Here is an 18,383-nt window from a genome sequence, read left to right on the forward strand (position 1 = left end):
CACTATCGAAAGGAGCACTCGTGCTCGCATTCCCTGACGGCTTTCTCTGGGGCGCTGCCACCGCAGCCCATCAGGTGGAGGGGAACAACACGACCAGCAACTGGTGGGTCATGGAGCACGCTCCGGGGTCGCCGATGGTGGAGCCGTCCGGCGACGCCGCGGACCACTTCCACCGGTATCCGGAGGACATGCGTCTGCTCGCGGAGGCCGGGCTCAATTCCTACCGGTTCTCGGTGGAGTGGGCCCGGATCGAGCCCGAGCGCGGCTTCGTGTCGCGCGCCATGCTCGACCACTACCGGCGCATGATCGACACCGCGCGCGACAACGGGCTCGACCCGACCGTGACGCTCATGCACTTCACGGTGCCGCAGTGGTTCCAGAGGGACGGCTTCTGGCGGGCGTCGGACGCCGTCGACCTGTTCTCGCGCTACGTCGAGACGGTGCTCCCGATCCTCGACGACGTCACGTACGTCTGCACGATCAACGAGCCGAACATCGCCGCCATGCTCGCGGGGGGTGAGGATGCCGCGAACCTCGTGGCCTACGGCCTCCCCAACCCCGACCTCGCGGTGGCGGACACGCTGCTCGACGCGCACCACCGCGCGTCGGACATCCTGCACTCCCGGTCCGGCATCCAGGCGGGGTGGACGATCGCGACGCAGGCGTTCCACTCGACCGGGGAACCGGGCGCCGACGAGATGCTCGCCGAGTACGGCGACCCCCGCGACCACTGGTACCTGGAGCAGTCCGCCGGCGACGACTTCGTCGGCGTGCAGGCCTACACCCGCACGTTCATCGGCCCGGAGGGGCCGCGCCCCGTCGCGGCCGACGTCGAGACCACGCTCACCGGGTGGGAGTTCTTCCCGGCCGCGCTGGAGCTCGGCGTCCGCAGCGCGTGGGAGCGCAGCGGCGGCGTACCGGTGCTCGTGACCGAGAACGGCATCGCCACGGGCGACGACACCCGCCGAGTCGCCTACACCCAGGGCGCCCTGGAGGGGCTGCACCGCGCGATCTCGGACGGCATCGACGTGCGCGGCTACCAGCACTGGAGCGCGCTCGACAACTACGAGTGGGCGAGCGGCTACGGCCCGACCTTCGGCCTGATCGGCTTCGACCGCGAGACGTTCGCCCGGTCGCCGAAGCCCTCGCTCGCGTGGCTCGGCGAGGTCGCGCGCCGCAACGCGCTCTGACCGATCGCCGTCCGGGGGCCGCACGGCCCTCGGACGGCTGCGCCGGGGTTACGCTCGGTCCATGAGCCATGCCATGACCGCGCGCCGTGGCAGCCGTCTGCGCGCGGCGGCCGCGGGTCTGAGCGCCGCGGTTCTGGCCGTCGGCGCCGGCGAGCTCGTCGCGGCGATCGTCGAGCCGGCAGCCAGTCCGGTGGCCGTGATCGGCAGCGGCCTGATCGACCTCGCGCCCAGTTGGGCGAAGGATGCCGCGATCACCCTGTTCGGCACGGGCGACAAGGCCGCCCTGATCACCGGCATCGCCATCGTACTGGCCGCGGTCGCCGCCCTCGCCGGCATCCTCGAGGCGCGCCGCGCGGCGCTCGGCTCCGTCGTGCTCGGGGCGCTCGGTGCACTGGCACTCGTCGTCGCGATGATGCGGCCGGGTGCCGGGCCGTTCGCGTGGCTCCCTGGATTGATCGCCGCCCTCGTCGCCGTCGTGGCGCTGCGGCTGCTCATGCGCACGGTGCAGTCGATCCCGTACGTCCGCACCGAGCCGGAGGAGCGTCGCCGTTTCCTGCTGTGGACCGCCGGTGTCGCGGCCACGGGCGTCGCCGCGCTTCTCATCGCAGGCGTCGCTCGCGGGGCGACGCGGTCGATCGAGGCGGTGCGCTCCGCGCTCCGGCTCCCGCAACCCGCGAGTCCCGCCGCCCCCGTCGCGGCGAGTGCCGACCTCGGCATCCCGGATCTCACCCCGGTCGTCACGCCCAACGCCGAGTTCTACCGCATCGACACGGCCCTCGTCGTGCCCCGCATCGACCCTGCCGACTGGCGTCTGCGCATCCACGGGATGGTGGAGCGCGAGGTCGAGATCGGCTGGGACGAACTGCTCTCGCTGCCCATGCAGGAGTCGCACGTGACGCTCGCCTGCGTGTCGAACCCTGTCGGCGGGGATCTCATCGGGAACGCGCTCTGGCTGGGTCACCCCGTGCGCGAGCTCCTGGCGCGGGCCGGGGTCGACGCGGATGCCGACATGGTGCTCTCCACGTCATCCGACGGCTTCACGGCATCCACGCCGATCGAGGCGCTGACCGACGACCGCGACGCGCTGCTCGCCGTCGGCATGAACGGCGATCCGCTGCCGCTGGAGCACGGCTTCCCGGTGCGGATGGTCGTCCCCGGACTCTACGGGTACGTCTCGGCGACGAAGTGGGTGACGGAGCTGGAGGTCACGCGGTTCGACCGGGCGACGGCGTACTGGACGACCCGCGGCTGGTCCGATCGCGGGCCGATCAAGCTGCAGTCGCGCATCGACGTGCCGCGTCGCAGTCAGACCGTCGCGCCGGGGGAGACCGTGATCGCGGGAATGGCCTGGCAGCAGCACGTCGGCGTCGAGGGCGTCGAGGTGCGCGTCGATGACGGGCCGTGGCGTGCCGCCGAGCTCGCGACGGCGATCTCGGCCGACACCTGGGTGCAGTGGAGCATCCCGTGGACCGCCGAGGCCGGGTCGCACACCATCGAATGCCGTGCTGTGAGCGCCGACGGCGAGACGCAGACCTCCGAGCCGGCGGCACCGGCCCCGGACGGCGCGCAGGGCTGGCACCGCGTGCAGGTGACCGTCGGCTGAGGCCCGCCGCCGCGGCGTAACCGCTCCCGGCATCGCGCCTAGAATTGCTCCATGCCCGCAGGCGAATCCTTCTACATCACGACGCCCATCTACTACCCGTCCGACGTGCCCCACATCGGTCACGGGTACACCTCGGTGGCGGTCGACGCGCTCGCGCGCTGGCACCGTCAGGGCGGCGATGACACGTGGATGCTGACGGGCACCGACGAGCACGGCCAGAAGATGCTCCGTGCGGCGGCGGCGAACGGCGTCACCCCGCAGGAGTGGGTCGACAAGCTCGTCACCGAGGCCTGGTTCCCGCTGCTGGAGACGCTCGACGTCGCGAACGACGACTTCATCCGCACGACGCAGGAGCGTCATGAGGAGCGCGTGAAGAAGTTCGTGCAGGCGATCTACGACCGCGGCTACATCTACGCGGGCGAGTACGAAGCGCTGTACTGCGTGGGTTGCGAGGAGTTCAAGCCGGAGTCCGAGATCCTCGACGGCACCGGCCCCTTCGAGGGGCTCAAGGTGTGCGCCATCCACTCGAAGCCGCTCGAACTCCTCCAGGAGAAGAACTACTTCTTCAAGCTCAGCGAGTTCCAGGACCGCCTCCTCGAGCTCTATAAGACGCAGCCCGACTTCATCCGTCCCGAGTCCGCGCGCAACGAGGTCGTCTCGTTCGTGCGGCAGGGACTCAAGGACCTGTCGATCTCGCGGTCGGCGTTCGACTGGGGCATCGAGGTGCCGTGGGACAGCTCGCACGTCATCTATGTGTGGGTCGACGCGCTGCTCAACTACGCGACAGCGGTCGGATACGGTGACGACCCCGAGACGTTCGACCGCCGGTGGCCGGCGTATCACGTGGTCGGCAAGGACATCCTGCGCTTCCACGCCGTCATCTGGCCGGCCATGCTGATGGCTGCCGGGCTCGACGTGCCCAAGGGCGTGTTCGCGCACGGCTGGCTTCTCGTCGGCGGCGAGAAGATGTCGAAGTCGAAGCTCACCGGCATCGCGCCGACCGAGATCACCGACGTCTTCGGATCCGACGCGTACCGCTTCTACTTCCTCTCGGCGATCGCGTTCGGGCAGGACGGCTCCTTCTCGTGGGAGGACCTCGCCGCGCGCTATCAGGCGGAGCTGGCGAACGGGTTCGGGAACCTCGCCTCGCGCACGACGGCGATGATCGAGAAGTACTTCGAGGGCGTCGTGCCGCCGCCCGCGGAGTATCTCGAGCAGGACCTCGTGATCCAGCGTCTCGTCGCGCGCGCGACGACGGATGCGGATGCCGCGATCGAGCAGTTCCGCATCGACGAGGCGATCCGCGCGATCTGGACCGTCGTCGACGCACTGAACGGCTACATCACGGCGAACGAGCCGTGGGCGCTGGCCAAGCAGGCCGCCGGCGGAGACGACGCTCAGCGCGAGCGCCTCGGGACTGTGCTGTACACGTGCGCCGAGGGTCTGCGTGCGCTGGCGGTGCTGCTGTCGCCCGTGATGCCCCAGTCGACCGAGAAGCTGTGGATCGCGCTGGGCGCGGCCGAGAGCCTGGGTCGCCTGCAGGACCAGCCGATCCGCGAGGCGGGTGCCTGGGGCGCGCTGAAGCCCGGCACGAGCGTCAACGGACTCGCGCCGCTGTTCCCGCGCGTCGAACAGGCCTGACGGAGTCGCTCCGTGCCTGAGACCTACGTGCAGCGTCGGGACGGCGACGGGCGCAAGGACCTGCGGTACCCCGCGGCTCCCGAGCCCCTCGCCGTCCCCGTGTACGACAATCACGCGCATCTCGAGATCCTCGACGGCGACGAGCCGCTGTCGCTGACCGAGCAGCTCGACCGGGCCGAGGCCGTCGGCATCGCCGGCGTCGTCCAGGCGTCGGGCGACATCGAGTCGTCACGATGGGCGGTGGAGGCCGCGGCATCCGATCCCCGCGTCCTCGCGGCGGTGGCCATCCATCCCAACGACGCCCCGACGTACGCCGAGGAGGGGCGCCTCGACGAGGCCCTCGCGGTGATCGACGAGCTCGCCTCGCATCCGCGCACGCGGGCGATCGGCGAGACCGGGCTCGATTTCTTCCGTACCGAGCCTGAGCGCCGCGATCCGCAGTTCGCCTCTTTCGAGGCGCACATCGCTCTCGCCAAGAAGCACGGCATCGCGATGCAGATCCACGACCGCGATGCGCACGACGCGGTGCTCGAGGCGCTGTCGCGGCTGGGGGCCCCCGAGAAGACGGTCTTCCACTGCTTCTCCGGCGACGCGGCGATGGCGTCGGTCTGCGCGGATGCCGGCTACCACCTGTCGTTCGCCGGCAACGTGACGTTCAAGAACGCCCAGAACCTGCGCGACGCCCTCGCGGTCACGCCTCTGGACCGCATCCTCGTCGAGACCGACGCGCCGTTCCTCACGCCGACCCCGCTGCGTGGTCGTCCGAACGCGCCCTACCTGGTTCCGATCACCGTCCGCTTCATGGCGGCCGAGCTGGCCATGGACCTCGACGAGCTGTGCGCGCAGCTCGCCGCCAACACCCTTCGCGTCTACGGCTCGTTCGACGCCTGAGGCTTCGCGCTGACGATCTGCGAGATCGGACGCCATACGAGCAGCAGCGTGATCGCCGCGCCGGCGAAGGCGAACCACCACGGCGCGGTGAGGCCCCACACCTGTGCGATCACGCCGCCGAGCGCCTGCCCGATCACCATGCCGGCGAAGACGCCGACCATGTTCACCGACGCCACCCGGCCCTGGAGCTCTGCGGGTACGAGACGCTGCCGCACCGTCGTCGAGATGGTCGCCCACACGAAGGCGTAGGCGCCGAACACGAACATGATCACGAGCGCGACCCAGCCGGTCGTCGTGAGAGCGAAGGCCAGGTGCATGAGCACCTCGAGGGAGAGCACCACCCGCATGAGGGTGGCGAACGACACATGCCGCTCGAGCCATCCGAAGCTCAGGGTGGCGAGGATTCCCCCGGCGGCGGATGCCGTGGTGAGGGCGCCGTAGCCGACCGCGCCCATGTGGAGATGCTCCGTGGCGTACAGCACGAGCACGCCCCAGGGCGCCGCCCAGGTCACGTTGAAGACGAGGATGATGAGCACGAGGGTGCGTACCGGCGGGTTCTGCCACAGCCATCGCAGCCCCTCGGCGATGTCCGTGTGCACACGTGGTCTCTGCGCGACGCCCTCCTCAGCCGCCGCCGCGCGCGGGGGAACCGGCGTGCAAGCCATGCGGGAGACGAGCACGATCGCGAGCGTGACGCACAGCACTTCGAGCAGGAAGGGCCAGGCCGTCCCCGCCGCGAAGAGGAAGGCTCCGAGCGGGGGCCCGGCGAACTGGTTCGCGACGAGATACCCCGCCTGCAGTCGGGCGTTGCCGAGACCGAGGTCGGCGCGGTCGACGATCATCGGCAGGAGCGTGCTGCCGGCGGTGTCGACGAAGACCTCGGCGGTTCCGTAGAGGAAGGCCACGGCGAGGACGATGCCGATGTTCGCGGTGCCGGTGATCAGGAAGACGCAGAGGGCGGCGAGCACCACGGCGCGTGCCGCGTTCGCGACCATGACGAGTCGGCGGCGGTCGAACCGGTCGGCGATCGCCCCGGCGTGCAGGCCGAAGATCAGCCACGGGAGGAACTGCAGGATCGCTCCCGACGCGACGAGCAGCGGAGACGAGGTCAGCGAGGCGATCAGCAGCGGAGCGGCGGCCAACCCGACCCCGTCGCCGACGTTGCTCGTCCACGACGAGGCGAGCAGCCACCGGAAGTCGCGGCCCATGCGCCGTGGAGCGACCAGTTCACCGAGGGAGGGCATCCCTGAACACTAGTGCGGACCGGAGACATCGACGGGGTGGGGGAGAATGGACGAATGACCGTCACCCTGCTCGGCGCCACCGAGATCCGCCGCCTCGCCGCCGAGCTCGACGTCACCCCGACGAAGAAGCTCGGCCAGAACTTCGTCGTCGACGCCAACACGGTCCGCAAGATCGTGCAGGCCGCGCGCGTCGACGCGGGGGAGCGGGTCGTCGAGATCGGACCGGGGCTCGGGTCCCTCACGCTCGCGATCCTGGAGACCGGTGCCGCGGTCACGGCGGTGGAGATCGACCATCGCCTCGCCGCACGACTGCCGCAGACGGCGATCGACCACGGCGTCGAGCCCGACCGCCTCACGGTGGTGGATGCCGACGCCATGCGCGTCACGGAGCTTCCCGGCGAGCCGACCGTGCTGGTCGCGAACCTGCCCTACAACGTCTCGGTGCCGGTGCTGCTGCACTTCCTCGAGACGTTCCCGTACCTGGAGCGCGGTGTCGTGATGGTGCAGGCCGAGGTCGCCGAGCGCCTCGCCGCGAAGCCGGGGTCGAAGATCTACGGGTCGCCCAGCGTGAAGGCGGCCTGGTACGGCGAGTGGAGGCTCGCCGGTACCGTGTCGCGTCAGGTGTTCTGGCCGGTCCCGAACGTCGACAGCCTGCTCGTCGGGTTCGACCGCTCCGAGGGGGAGCGCGGTTCGGAGGATGAGCGCCGCCGGACGTTCCAGATCGTGGATGCCGCGTTCAACCAGCGCCGCAAGATGCTGCGGCAGGCGCTGTCGGGAATCTTCGGAAGCTCGGCCGCAGCCTCCGACGCCCTCGTCGCGGCCGGGGTCGCGCCGACCGCGCGCGGCGAGGACCTCACGGTCGACGACTACCAGCGTGTTGCGCAGCAGGTCGTCGAGGTCGGCGTGCCGGCCGCCACGGACTAATCTGGCACCGTGACCGACTCTCCTCGCTTCCGCCCGAACGTCCCAGAGCTCCACCGCCCGTACGCCGCCGACGAAGGCCGCTACCAGCAGTTCGAGTACCGTCAGGTCGGGTCCTCCGGACTGTACCTGCCCCCGATCTCGCTGGGGCTGTGGTGGAACTTCGGCGACAACATCCCGCTCGACAATCAGCGCGCGCTGCTGCGCCACGCGTTCGACCGCGGCATCACGCACTTCGACCTGGCCAACAACTACGGACCGCCCTACGGCTCGGCCGAGAAGAACTTCGGTCGCATCTTCGCCGAGGACTTCCGCCCGTACCGCGACGAGCTCATCATCTCGTCGAAGGCCGGGTGGGACATGTGGCCCGGACCGTACGGCGACTTCGCGAGCCGCAAGTACATCCTCGCCAGCGCCGAGCAGTCGCTGACCCGCATGGGCCTCGACTACGTCGACATCTTCTACTCGCACCGCGTCGACCCCGTGACGCCCATCGCCGAGACGATCGGCGCGCTCGACACCCTGGTCCGACAGGGCAAGGCGCTGTACGTGGGCATCTCGTCGTACAGCGCCGAGCGCACGGCCGAGGCGGTCGCGGTCGCTAATGATCTGGGCACGCCGCTCGTCATCCACCAGCCCGCGTACTCGATCCTCAACCGGTGGGTGGAGGACGGCCTGACCGAGACCCTCGAGCAGTCCGGGCTCGGGGCCATCGCCTTCACGCCGCTCGCGCAGGGGCTCCTCACCGACAAGTACCTCGGCGACGGCACGGCCGACCGTGCCCAGAAGCGCGGATCGCTGCCGGACGCTCCGCTCGGCGAGGAGGCGCTGCAGATCCTGCGCTCGCTGAACGAGATCGCCCGCGGTCGCGGCCAGTCCCTCGCTCAGCTCGCCCTGCAGTGGACGCTCCGCAATCCCGTCGTCGTCTCGGCGCTGATCGGAGCCTCGCGCCCCGAGCAGCTCGACGAGAACATCGCCGCCGTGAACGGTCCCGCCTTCACCGACGAGGAGCTGTCGCGCATCGACGAGCTCTCCGGGTCGATCGACGTCGACCTCTGGGCGACCTCCACCGAGCTCTGACGGCCCGTCATGACGTTCGCCGCCCCCGCCGAGTCCGTGCACGTGCGTGCACCGGGAAAGATCAACGTCTATCTCGGCGTGGGCGGCCGTCACGACGACGGATACCACGCACTGGCGACGGTGTTCCAGGCCGTGTCGCTCTACGAGGATGTCATCGCGCGCCATGCCGACGACTTCTCGCTCACGGTGTCGGGTGTCGACGACCCGGACACCGTGCCGGTGGACGACCGCAACCTCGCGATGCGTGCGGCCAAGCTCCTCGCGGCGGCAGCCGACTACCACGGCGGCGTCGCGCTGGAGATCCGCAAGAGCGTCCCGGTCGCCGGCGGCATGGGGGGCGGGTCGGCGGACGCCGCGGCGGCCCTCGTCGCCTGCGACGCCCTCTGGGGCACCGGCTTCTCGACGACACGGCTGCACGAGCTGGCAGCCCGTCTGGGCGCGGACGTGCCCTTCGCGCTGCACGGCGGCACCGCGGTCGGCACCGGCCGCGGTGATCAGCTGAACCCCGCTCTCGCGCGCGGCCGTTTCGACTGGGTGCTCGTGCCGAGCGAACAGGGCCTCTCGACGCCGCTGGTCTACGCGCGGCTCGACGCGCTCCGCGAGGAGGAGGGGGCGCTCGCCGATGATCCGCCGCTGTCTCTCGACGTGCCGATTCCGGTGCTCCAGGCGCTCCGTTCCGGTGACCCCGAGCTGCTCTCCGAGAGCATCTACAACGACCTCCAGGAGGCCGCGCTGCACGAGCGGCCCGAGCTGGAGACGACCATCCTCCGCGGCATCCACGCCGGCGCCCTGCAGGGGATCGTGTCGGGCTCGGGGCCGACGGTCGCCCTGCTGTGCGCGAACGCTGATGCCGCGAGGACCGTGCAGACGTCGCTCGACGAGCACGGGATCGACTCGCTGCACGTGCACGGCCCCGTCGCCGGCGCGCGCATCCTCGGCTGAGCGTCGACCCGCCCCGCGCTCTCCGGGCGACGTCGGGTGTCGTCGAAGTGCGTTCCCGCGCTCGCGGAGACATAATGGTGTGACGATGTGACCGTGCACATGCGAGGAGGCCTGCGGTGTCGACTGCCTCCGAGCGCGCCAGGATGCCCAGCATCCGCGATGTCGCGCGTCTCGCCGGAGTGTCGCATCAGACGGTATCCCGAGTGCTCAACGATCACCCCAGCATCCGCCCGGAGACGAAGGCGAAGGTCCTCGACGCGATCTCCGTGCTCGACTACCGGCCGAATCTCGCTGCGCGGGCGCTCGTCACGAGCAAGTCGAACATGCTCGGCATCCTGTCGGCGACCGTGGGGGAGTTCGGTCCGACGTCGTCGATCGTCGGCATCGAGGATGCCGCGCGCGAGGAGGGATACTCGGTCTCGACGCTGAACCTGTCCGCGACCTCGCCCGAGGCCATCGGCAGCGCGCTGCGCCAGCTCGCGCGCGAGCAGGTCGACGGGATCGTCGTGCTCGCGCCGCAGGTGCGCGTGTTCCATGTGCTGCGAGCAATGGCGAGCGATACGCCCTTCGTCTCGCTGCAGACCGCCTCGGGATCTGATGGCGTGAGCCTGTCGGCCGACCAGGTCGCGGGCGCTCGCACTGCCACCGAGCATCTCATCGCGCTCGGGCACAGCGATATCATCCACCTGGCGGGGCCGCAGGACTGGATCGAGGCGGAGTCGCGGATGCGCGGATACCTCGAGGCGCTGCGCGAGGCGGACCTGCCGACCTTCCCGCCGATCCGCGGCGATTGGACAGCCGACTTCGGCTACTTCGCGGGGCAGGAGCTTGCCCGTCGCCGAGATTTCACGGCCGTCTTCGTCGCGAACGACCAGATGGCCATCGGCCTCATGCACGGGTTCCGCGACGCGGGGATCCGCGTGCCGGAGGACGTGAGCGTGGTGGGCTTCGACGATATTCCCGTCTCGGCACACGTCGCACCGACGCTGACGACCGTGCATCAGGACTTCCCGGAGCTCGGCCGCCGGGCGGTGCGGCTCCTGCTCGCGCAGATCCGCGGCGAGGATCCGCCCGAGTTCGGGTCGTTGCAGACGACGCTGCGAACCCGGGAATCGGCCGCAGCTCGATAAGCGAACAATTCGCGTCGCGGTCTTGACACCGCCTCAGCGAGCGTAGACTATGTACCAATGTGAACGGTCACATCGACAGTGACCGCACGTAGCGAGGAAGATCCGTGAGCACCACAGCAACGTTGCCGGTCGTGTCTGGCCCCATCCTGGAGATGCGCAGCATCACCAAGGAGTTCCCGGGGGTCAAGGCGCTGTCTGACGTCTCCATCACCGTCCGCGCCGGAGAGATCCACGCGATCTGCGGCGAGAACGGCGCAGGCAAGTCCACCCTCATGAAGGTGCTGTCGGGCGTCTACCCGTATGGCTCCTACGACGGCGAGATCCTGCTGTACGGCGAGGAGCAGCGGTTCCGCGACATCGCCGCCAGCGAGCAGGCGGGCATCGCGATCATCCACCAGGAGCTGGCGCTCATCCCGGAGCTGTCGATCACCGAGAACATCTTCCTCGGCAACGAGATCCGCCGGTTCGGCCGCATCGACTGGCAGGCCCAGCGGCAGCGCGCCACCGAGCTGCTCGCGCGCGTCGGCCTCAAGGAGGACCCGGATGTCGCGATCAAGACCCTCGGCGTCGGCAAGCAGCAGCTGATCGAGATCGCGAAGGCGCTCAACAAGGACGTCAAGCTGCTCATCCTCGACGAGCCGACGGCCGCGCTCAACGAGAACGACTCGCAGCACCTGCTCGACCTGATCCTCGGCCTCAAGGCCAAGGGGATCGCGTCGATCATGATCAGCCACAAGCTCAACGAGATCGAGCAGATCGCCGACGAGATCACGATCATCCGCGACGGCCGCACGGTCGAGACGCTCGACATCTCGCGCGGCGAGATCAACGAGGACCGCATCATCCGCGGCATGGTCGGCCGCTCGCTGGAGAGCCGGTACCCCGACCGCACGCCCGAGATCGGCGAGGTGTTCTTCGAGGTCAAGGACTGGTGGGTCCAGCACCCGTCGGTCGCCGAGCGCATGGTCGTCAAGGGGTCGAGCATCAACGTGCGCCGCGGCGAGGTCGTCGGCATCGCCGGGCTCATGGGGGCGGGCCGCACCGAGTTCATGATGAGCCTGTTCGGTCGCTCGTACGGCAACTTCCAGTCGGGAACGATCATCAAGGACGGCCAGGAGGTCGTCATCCCCGACGTCGCCTCCGCGATCAAGCACGGACTCGCGTACGTGAGCGAGGACCGCAAGGTGCTCGGCCTCAACCTGCTCGACACGATCAAGCGCTCCGTCGTCGCCGCCAAGCTGTCGAAGATCACGCACCGCGGTGTCGTGGACGAGCGCGAGGAGTACACCGTCGCCGAGCGCTACCGCAAGGCGCTGCGCATCAAGACCCCCTCGGTCGAGGAGGGCGTCGGCAAGCTGTCGGGCGGCAACCAGCAGAAGGTCGTCCTCGCGAAGTGGATGTTCACCGACCCCGACCTGCTCATCCTCGATGAGCCGACCCGCGGCATCGACGTCGGCGCCAAGTACGAGATCTACGCGATCATCAACGAACTCGCCTCGCAGGGCAAGGGCGTCATCGTGATCTCGAGCGAGCTGCCCGAGCTGCTGGGCATCTCCGACCGCATCTACACCGTCTTCGAAGGTCGGGTCACCGACTGCATCCCGGCCGACCAGGCAACACCCGAGGCCCTCATGCGCAGCATGACCTCCGCGACTCAGAAAGCATCCGCATGACCACCGACCTCACGACAACGAAGCGTGGCTTCCACTTCGGCGACATCCGCAAGATGTTCGGGAGCAACGGCACCTCGTCGCTGCGCCAGTTCGGCATCCTCGGCAGCCTGATCGTCATCATCGTCCTGTTCGAGATCTTCACGCTGCTGCGGAACGGTCCGAACGGTGCGACGCTGACGCCGGGCAACGTGATCAACGTCATCAACCAGTACTCGTTCATCCTGATCCTGGCGATCGGCATGGTGATGGTCATCATCATGGGCCACATCGACCTGTCGGTCGGTTCGGTGGCCGCGTTCACGGGCATCATCGTGGCGAAGTCGATGGCCGAGTGGAACCTCCCGTGGCCGGCCGCGATCCTGCTCGGCCTCGCCGTCGGAGCTCTGGTCGGCGCCTGGCAAGGGTTCTGGGTGGCTTACGTGGGGGTCCCCGCCTTCATCGTGACCCTCGCGGGCATGCTGTTCTTCCGCGGGGCGCAGCAGTGGATCGGCGACGCGCAGACCATCCCGGTTCCCAAGGGCTTCCAGTACATCGGAACCGGCTACCTGCCGGAGATCGCGCTGCCGCTGCCCTTCAACGTGCCCACCATGATCCTCGCGCTCGTCGGTGTCGCCTGGCTCATCTTCTGGGAGATCCGCACCCGCCGCATCCAGCACAAGATGGGCTCGGACTCGGCGCCCGTCTGGGTCAGCACCGTCAAGGTCGTACTGCTCTCGATCGTCGTGCTCGCCGCCGGGTGGATGTTCGCGACCGGCCGCCCCGGCACGAGCTTCCCCGTCCCGGGCATCATCCTGCTGGCCCTCGTCATCATCTACTCGTTCGTCACCCGCAACACGGTCTTCGGCCGTCACATCTACGCGGTCGGCGGCAACCGTCAGGCCGCGCGCCTCTCGGGTGTGAAGGACCGCTGGGTCGACTTCTTCGTGATGATGAACATGTCGGTCATGGCCGCTCTCGCCGGCATGATCTTCGTGGCCCGCTCGCAGGCCTCCGGTCCGAACGACGGCACCGGCTGGGAGCTCGACGCCATCGCGTCGGTCTTCATCGGCGGTGCGGCCGTCGCGGGCGGCATCGGCACCGTGATCGGCTCGATCATCGGTGGTCTCGTCATGGCCTTCCTCAACAACGGCCTCGCGCTGCTCGGCCAGGGCGCCGACGTCGTCTCGATGATCAAGGGCCTCGTGCTCCTGCTCGCGGTCGGCATCGACGTCTGGAACAAGCAGCAGGGCCGCCCCTCGATCATCGGCTTCATGACCCGTCGCTGGGGCCGCAAGGACGACCCCGAGGCGTCGCCGGTGTTCGAGCCCAACAAGACTTACCAGGCCCCACCCGTCGAGAAGACGCGGGGCGAGTAAGCGAATCCTCGCGCAGTGCTCGCGCGCTGGATCCGTCACATCACACAGAAAGAGATCACATGAAGAAGATCATCGTCACAGCGACAGCGCTCGTCGCGACGGCTGCCTTCGCCCTGACCGGCTGCTCGGCCGAGCGTGGCGGCGACACCGGCTCGGGTTCGGGCGACGAGGCCACGAAGGGCTTCGCGGCCGACGCCACGATCGGCGTCGCGCTTCCCGACAAGACCAGTGAGAACTGGGTCCTCGCGGGCCAGCTCTTCACCGACGGTCTGGAGGAGGCCGGCTTCAAGGCCGACGTGCAGTACGCCCCGGCCAGCAACACGGTCGCGGAGCAGCAGAACCAGATCCAGGCCATGGTCACCAACGGCGCCAAGGTCATCATCATCGGCGCGAAGGACGGCAAGCAGCTGGCCACGCAGGTGCAGGCGGCCAAGGATGCCGGTGCCTACGTGATCGCGTACGACCGCCTCATCGAGAACACCGAGGCCGTCGACTACTACGTCGCGTTCGACAACTTCAAGGTCGGCCAGCTGCAGGGTCAGGCCCTGCTGGACGGTCTCGAGGCGCGTGCGGGCCACGAGGCTCCGTACAACATCGAGCTGTTCTCGGGTTCGCCGGATGACGCGAACTCCGCGGTCTTCTTCGACGGCGCCATGGAGGTCCTGCAGCCGAAGATCGATGACGGCACGCTGAAGGTCGTCTCGGGTCAGACCGAGATCGCCCAGACCGCGACCGAGGGCTGGCTCGCTGAGAACGCCCAGAACCGCATGGACACGCTGCTCACCGGCTCGTACAGCGGTGACACCGTGATCGACGGCGTCCTCTCTCCGAACGACACCCTCGCTCGCGCCATCATCACCTCGGTGCAGCAGGCCGGCAAGCCGGTTCCGGTCGTCACGGGTCAGGACTCCGAGGTCGAGTCCGTGAAGTCGATCATGGAGGGCGTGCAGTACTCCACCATCAACAAGGACACCACGCTCCTCGTGCAGCAGGCCATCAAGATGGTCGAGCAGCTGCAGAAGGGCGAGGAGGTCGACGTGAACGACACCGAGTCCTACGACAACGGTGTGAAGGTCGTCGACTCGTACCTGCTCGACCCGGTCATCGTCACCAAGGACAACGCGGCCGAGGCGTACGCCAACGTCCCGAGCCTCCTCGAGATCGTGAAGTCGTACCAGTAAGTACAAGGCGCAACAGCAAGCGATAACGCTCCGGCGAATGCGCTTCGCCGGGAACCGCCCGGGTCGTCAGGCCCGGGCGGTTCCTGCATGTCGTGGTCGTAATTGTTCGCGAGGTGATCGTTCGCGCGCGATCGTTCGCGCTGAACGCGGTGGCCCTGATCACCGGTCGCGCAGACAGTGGCCCTGATCACCGGTCACGCAGACGGTGGCCCGGATCACCGGTCGCGCAGACAGGAGCTGTCGCTCAGGTCAGAACGGCGCGCGGGCGGCGACGGCGGTGTCGCGGAACACGACCGTGTTCGGTGCGGGCGGGGTGTCGAGATACGTCCGACCGGTCGGACTGGTCCAGCGCAGCACTCCGCCAGACAGTTGCTCGACGTGCCAGGGGGAGTGGTGTTTCAGCACGTGATGTCGGCGGCAGAAGTGCGCGAGGTTCGTGTCGCAGGTCGCCCCGCCCGTCGCCGCGTCATGGTTGTGATCGAGGTCGCATCTACGCGCGACGATCCGGCATCCGGGAAAGCGGCACCGCTGATCGCGCGCTCGCAGGTGACGTCGGAGGTGTCGGCTCGGTCGGTAGCGGTCGACCGCCAGCATCCGTCCGCTCACGGGGTCGGTGAGTACCCGGTTCCATCCTGACGCTCCGCCGGCGAGGACGCGTGCCGTCTCGGCATCCACCGGGATCACCCCGTCCAGCTCGGCGGGAGGCGCTACCGGGGTCGCCGCTGCCGCATCTCCCGCGTCCGCGGCTCCTGTGACGTCAGCCACATCATTGCCCATGAGCGTGAGCACGGGCACCGTGATGTCGATCCGAGCCTGAATCGCGCCGAGCAACCCGTCGGCCGTGTCATGCCCGGCGGGCACGCCGGTGAGCACGAGGTCGGTCAGCAGGTCGGCGCGGATCTCATCGACCGTTCGTTCGTCGGCGGCATGCTCTTGTCCGTCTTGGCGCGCGTCGCGCGCGGCTGCGCGGTTCTCGTCGCGCAGCGCGTGCGCTGCCTGCGAGAGTCGATCGAACATGCCGTGCACCAGCACCGCCGGCGCATGAACATGCAGACCGGCCATGCCGTCTTCGCCATCCGTGATCCACACCCGACGAGTCGCCCGAGCGTCGCGGTGCCGTTCGTCGATCGAGCGCGCGAGCAACTTCTCCGCCTCACGTCGGGCGAGCAGCCGCAGCCGGTTCGGCGACTCCTCCTCGGCGAGGGGAATCATCACGGCGGCGTAGGCCGCGCGATCCGCGTCGTCGAGGTGCGAACCCGCATCGACGATCACCCGGGTGTGCGCGGCGCTGATCCGCCCCGCCCCCTGCGCCGCCCAGACGGTCGGGAACTGCTCGACGAGCAGCATCGCGTCGGCCATGCGTCGTTCGACTGTTCTGTCGCTCACGCGCTACACCGCTCCGATCTCGGCTGCGATCGCGCGGATCGCATGGTCCCCGCCATCGGGGTGAGCTCCCTGCTTCGCGATGTCGATCGCCAAGTGATTCGCGACCGCGAGAAGCCCGTCGCGCGCCGCCTGCATCGACGCCAGTGTCCGGTCTGCGAGGCGAAGCGTCTCGACGAGACCGGCGAGCGTCGCCATCTGCGAGTCAATCGCGTCGAGGAGTGCTGTCATGACTCGAGTCAACCACGAGCCACCGACATTCGAACAAAGTTTCGCACAGCCCCCGCAGGCTGGGCGAGTTACCCTGGGGCAATGGTGGCCGGTTCTGTCCCCTCGGAGAGAGCGCTCGCCGAGTTCGGCATCGATCTGCGACTCCTCCAGCTCGAACGCCTACCAGGCGGTCGCGGGCGGACGTTCCGGGCCGGCGACATCGTGCTGCGACCGTCTGTAGGCGACGGCGAGACCGTGTGGAAAGCCGAGACACTCTCGACCCTTCCGCGCTTCGAGCTTTTTCAGACTCCGCGTGCAGTGTCCAGTGCCGAGGGGTCGTGGACTGCGGATGGATGGGAAGCGTGGCAGTGGCTCCCCGGTCATACGGACGAGACACGCACAACGGAGGTCCTCCGCGCGGGAAGTGCCTTTCACCGCGCTGTCGCGCACCTGCCTCGTCCGGCCTTCATCGATGACGCGGCAGACCCATGGGCGAGGGCTGACCGTATCGCCTGGGGTGAGGAGCGCCTTCCGGACAGCGCCGTCTTGAAACGGCTCGCTGGAGCGTTCCACTCGGTAGACGCCGAGTCGCAAGTGATACACGGTGACCTTCTCGGGAACGTCATGTTCGCGAACGACGAGCCACCGACGATCATCGGTTGGGCTCCATATTGGCGCCCGGTCGGGTTTCGCCGACGCCATCGTCATTGCGGACGCCGCGTGCTGGCACGGGCTGGAGTTGCACGAGCTGCGATCCTTCCGAGACCGGATTTCGGAAGGATCGCAAATGCTCGTGCGAGCTCTCGTCTTCCGGATCGCGACGCTTCACCTGCTGGGACACTGGAACCAGGACCTGGAATCGCGCCACGCGCCCGTCGTCGAAGCAGCGCTGAACTGACGCTCACGACATCCACCGAGCTCGCTTGGCCCTCGCGCCCGCGTGCCCGCCTGGCGGATAGGGTGGCCCGATGGCACGGCTCGAATGGTCACAGCTCCCACCCGAGACCCGCGCTCGCGTCGAGGAGGTCGCAGGATCCGCGGTGAGCGTCGCGCGCACGCAACCCGGCGGCTTCTCCGCCGGCCTGGCATCGCGGGTGACCTTCGCCGACGGCAGTCGCCGTTTCGTGAAGGCGATACCCGCGGCATCCCCGGGCACGTTCGACCTCTATCGACGCGAGGCGGAGATCCTGCGCATGGTTCCGCGAGGGCTTCCCGCCGCCCATCTCATCGACTCGTTCATCGATGACGACTGGGCGGTCCTCGTGATCGAGGACGTCGACGGCCGGCATCCGCGGAAGGACTCGCTGCTCGACGCCGCGCTGGTGCTCGGCGCGATCGCCGCGCTCGCGAGTACAGAACCTCCCGCGTCGCTCCCGCGACTCGCGGACGAGATCGCCGAGGACGCGGGGTCGTGGGAACGGCTCGCCACCGCCGACCTTCTCGCCACGACCACCCCGTGGTGTGTCACCCACCTGGCGTCACTTCAGGAGCATGCGCGACGCGTGGGCGCGGCGGTCGCGGGGGAGCGGCTCGTGCACGGGGATCTCCGCGCCGACAACATCCTGATCGATGCTGACGGGCGTGCCCGGCTGCTCGACTGGCCGTGGGCGGCCCGCGGAGCGGGGTGGGAGGACGCACTCCTCTATCTCCTCGATCTGCGGGTGGAGGACCCCGCAACCGATGTCGATCCGTTGCGCGCCCATCCGGCGTTCGACGGTTCGTCCACCGAGGATCACATCTCGCTCCTCGCGGCGCTCGGCGGGGGCTGGTTCGAGAAATGCCGCTGGCCCGCGCCACCCGGTATGACGACGCTGCGCGACTTCCAGCGACGCGAAGCGCTCGCCGCCGTCGACTGGATCGCGCAGATGTCGCTCGTAGACGGAAACTGAGCAGAACGGCGCGGCCGCCCGCAGCCCGCGCGACTACCCTGGAAGACGAC

Annotated in this window: 15 protein-coding genes; 12 read left to right on the top strand and 3 right to left on the bottom strand. The window is 68.9% G+C overall.

All coding sequences use genetic code 11. From position 1 onward, the window contains the following. The first annotated feature begins 20 nt into the window (after nt 1–20). From RAC81_RS11005 to RAC81_RS11020, 4 genes are all read left to right on the top strand, one after another. Entirely contained in the window at nt 21–1,190 is a 1,170-nt protein-coding gene (locus tag RAC81_RS11005; protein WP_375082379.1) for a glycoside hydrolase family 1 protein, read from the top strand. A 61-nt stretch (nt 1,191–1,251) separates the two neighbouring features. Continuing rightward, nucleotides 1,252–2,793 carry a molybdopterin-dependent oxidoreductase gene (locus tag RAC81_RS11010; RefSeq protein ID WP_375082380.1) on the top strand — a complete coding sequence of 514 codons (1,542 nt, stop codon included), beginning with the start codon at nt 1,252–1,254 and terminating at the stop codon, nt 2,791–2,793. A gap of 51 nt (nt 2,794–2,844) precedes the next feature. Next, nucleotides 2,845–4,434 (top strand): methionine--tRNA ligase, encoded by a 1,590-nt coding sequence (metG, locus tag RAC81_RS11015; RefSeq protein WP_375082381.1) that lies wholly within the window; start codon nt 2,845–2,847, stop codon nt 4,432–4,434. Nucleotides 4,435–4,446: 12 nt separating this feature from the next. Further along, on the top strand, nt 4,447–5,325 hold the full coding sequence (locus RAC81_RS11020; protein WP_375082382.1) for a TatD family hydrolase: 879 nt from the start codon (nt 4,447–4,449) through the stop codon (nt 5,323–5,325). Here RAC81_RS11020 and RAC81_RS11025 read toward each other — a convergent pair. Further along, nucleotides 5,304–6,569 (bottom strand): MFS transporter, encoded by a 1,266-nt coding sequence (locus RAC81_RS11025; RefSeq protein WP_375082383.1) that lies wholly within the window; start codon nt 6,567–6,569, stop codon nt 5,304–5,306. The two genes, RAC81_RS11020 and RAC81_RS11025, sit on opposite strands and share 22 nt — an antisense overlap. 54 nt (nt 6,570–6,623) lie before the next feature. Here RAC81_RS11025 and rsmA point away from each other — a divergent pair, with 54 nt between their 5' ends. The 7 genes from rsmA to RAC81_RS11060 all read left to right on the top strand — a co-directional run bounded on the left by rsmA (nt 6,624) and on the right by RAC81_RS11060 (nt 14,851). Beyond that, on the top strand, nt 6,624–7,493 hold the full coding sequence (gene rsmA / locus RAC81_RS11030; protein WP_375082384.1) for a 16S rRNA (adenine(1518)-N(6)/adenine(1519)-N(6))-dimethyltransferase RsmA: 870 nt from the start codon (nt 6,624–6,626) through the stop codon (nt 7,491–7,493). 9 nt (nt 7,494–7,502) lie between these two features. Continuing rightward, nucleotides 7,503–8,570 (top strand): L-glyceraldehyde 3-phosphate reductase, encoded by a 1,068-nt coding sequence (gene mgrA, locus RAC81_RS11035; protein ID WP_375082385.1) that lies wholly within the window; start codon nt 7,503–7,505, stop codon nt 8,568–8,570. 9 nt (nt 8,571–8,579) lie between these two features. After that, complete coding sequence (locus RAC81_RS11040; RefSeq protein ID WP_375082386.1) at nt 8,580–9,512, top strand: 4-(cytidine 5'-diphospho)-2-C-methyl-D-erythritol kinase; 933 nt, start codon at nt 8,580–8,582, stop codon at nt 9,510–9,512. 116 nt (nt 9,513–9,628) lie between these two features. Then, nucleotides 9,629–10,642, top strand: coding sequence for a LacI family DNA-binding transcriptional regulator (locus RAC81_RS11045; protein ID WP_375082387.1), 1,014 nt, complete (start codon nt 9,629–9,631; stop codon nt 10,640–10,642). Nucleotides 10,643–10,794: 152 nt separating this feature from the next. After that, entirely contained in the window at nt 10,795–12,315 is a 1,521-nt protein-coding gene (gene mmsA / locus RAC81_RS11050; protein WP_179297497.1) for a multiple monosaccharide ABC transporter ATP-binding protein, read from the top strand. After that, the gene (mmsB, locus tag RAC81_RS11055) at nt 12,312–13,670 is read left to right on the top strand and encodes a multiple monosaccharide ABC transporter permease (RefSeq protein ID WP_375082388.1); all 1,359 of its coding nucleotides are present in this window, start codon (nt 12,312–12,314) and stop codon (nt 13,668–13,670) included. Before mmsA ends, mmsB begins: the two co-directional genes overlap by 4 nt. 59 nt (nt 13,671–13,729) lie before the next feature. Next, nucleotides 13,730–14,851, top strand: a complete 1,122-nt coding sequence (locus tag RAC81_RS11060) for a substrate-binding domain-containing protein (protein WP_375082389.1) — start codon at nt 13,730–13,732, stop codon at nt 14,849–14,851. Between the two features lie 249 nt (nt 14,852–15,100). Here the strand turns inward: RAC81_RS11060 and RAC81_RS11065 are convergent, their stop codons facing one another. Then, nucleotides 15,101–16,237, bottom strand: a complete 1,137-nt coding sequence (locus RAC81_RS11065) for a DUF222 domain-containing protein (protein WP_375082390.1) — start codon at nt 16,235–16,237, stop codon at nt 15,101–15,103. Nucleotides 16,238–16,240: 3 nt separating this feature from the next. Next, on the bottom strand, nt 16,241–16,465 hold the full coding sequence (locus RAC81_RS11070) for a hypothetical protein (RefSeq protein WP_375082391.1): 225 nt from the start codon (nt 16,463–16,465) through the stop codon (nt 16,241–16,243). 947 nt (nt 16,466–17,412) lie between these two features. Here RAC81_RS11070 and RAC81_RS11075 point away from each other — a divergent pair. Continuing rightward, a complete protein-coding gene (locus RAC81_RS11075) occupies nt 17,413–18,333 on the top strand; it encodes a phosphotransferase (RefSeq protein WP_375082392.1) in 921 nt (306 codons plus the stop codon). Nucleotides 18,334–18,383 lie beyond the last annotated feature (50 nt).

This window comes from Microbacterium sp. CR_7 (assembly GCF_041954755.1).
Taxonomy (GTDB): domain Bacteria; phylum Actinomycetota; class Actinomycetes; order Actinomycetales; family Microbacteriaceae; genus Microbacterium.

What these genes read in the sequence shown, in the direction of transcription:
- RAC81_RS11010 (WP_375082380.1), top strand. Translation starts at nt 1,252, where the DNA reads ATGAGCCATGCCATGACCGCGCGCCGTGGCAGCCGTCTGCGCGCGGCG.
- metG (WP_375082381.1), top strand. Translation starts at nt 2,845, where the DNA reads ATGCCCGCAGGCGAATCCTTCTACATCACGACGCCCATCTACTACCCG.
- RAC81_RS11025 (WP_375082383.1), bottom strand. Translation starts at nt 6,569, where the DNA reads ATGCCCTCCCTCGGTGAACTGGTCGCTCCACGGCGCATGGGCCGCGAC.
- rsmA (WP_375082384.1), top strand. Translation starts at nt 6,624, where the DNA reads ATGACCGTCACCCTGCTCGGCGCCACCGAGATCCGCCGCCTCGCCGCC.
- RAC81_RS11040 (WP_375082386.1), top strand. Translation starts at nt 8,580, where the DNA reads ATGACGTTCGCCGCCCCCGCCGAGTCCGTGCACGTGCGTGCACCGGGA.
- mmsA (WP_179297497.1), top strand. Translation starts at nt 10,795, where the DNA reads ATGCGCAGCATCACCAAGGAGTTCCCGGGGGTCAAGGCGCTGTCTGAC.
- mmsB (WP_375082388.1), top strand. Translation starts at nt 12,312, where the DNA reads ATGACCACCGACCTCACGACAACGAAGCGTGGCTTCCACTTCGGCGAC.
- RAC81_RS11060 (WP_375082389.1), top strand. Translation starts at nt 13,730, where the DNA reads ATGAAGAAGATCATCGTCACAGCGACAGCGCTCGTCGCGACGGCTGCC.
- RAC81_RS11070 (WP_375082391.1), bottom strand. Translation starts at nt 16,465, where the DNA reads ATGACAGCACTCCTCGACGCGATTGACTCGCAGATGGCGACGCTCGCC.
- RAC81_RS11075 (WP_375082392.1), top strand. Translation starts at nt 17,413, where the DNA reads ATGGCACGGCTCGAATGGTCACAGCTCCCACCCGAGACCCGCGCTCGC.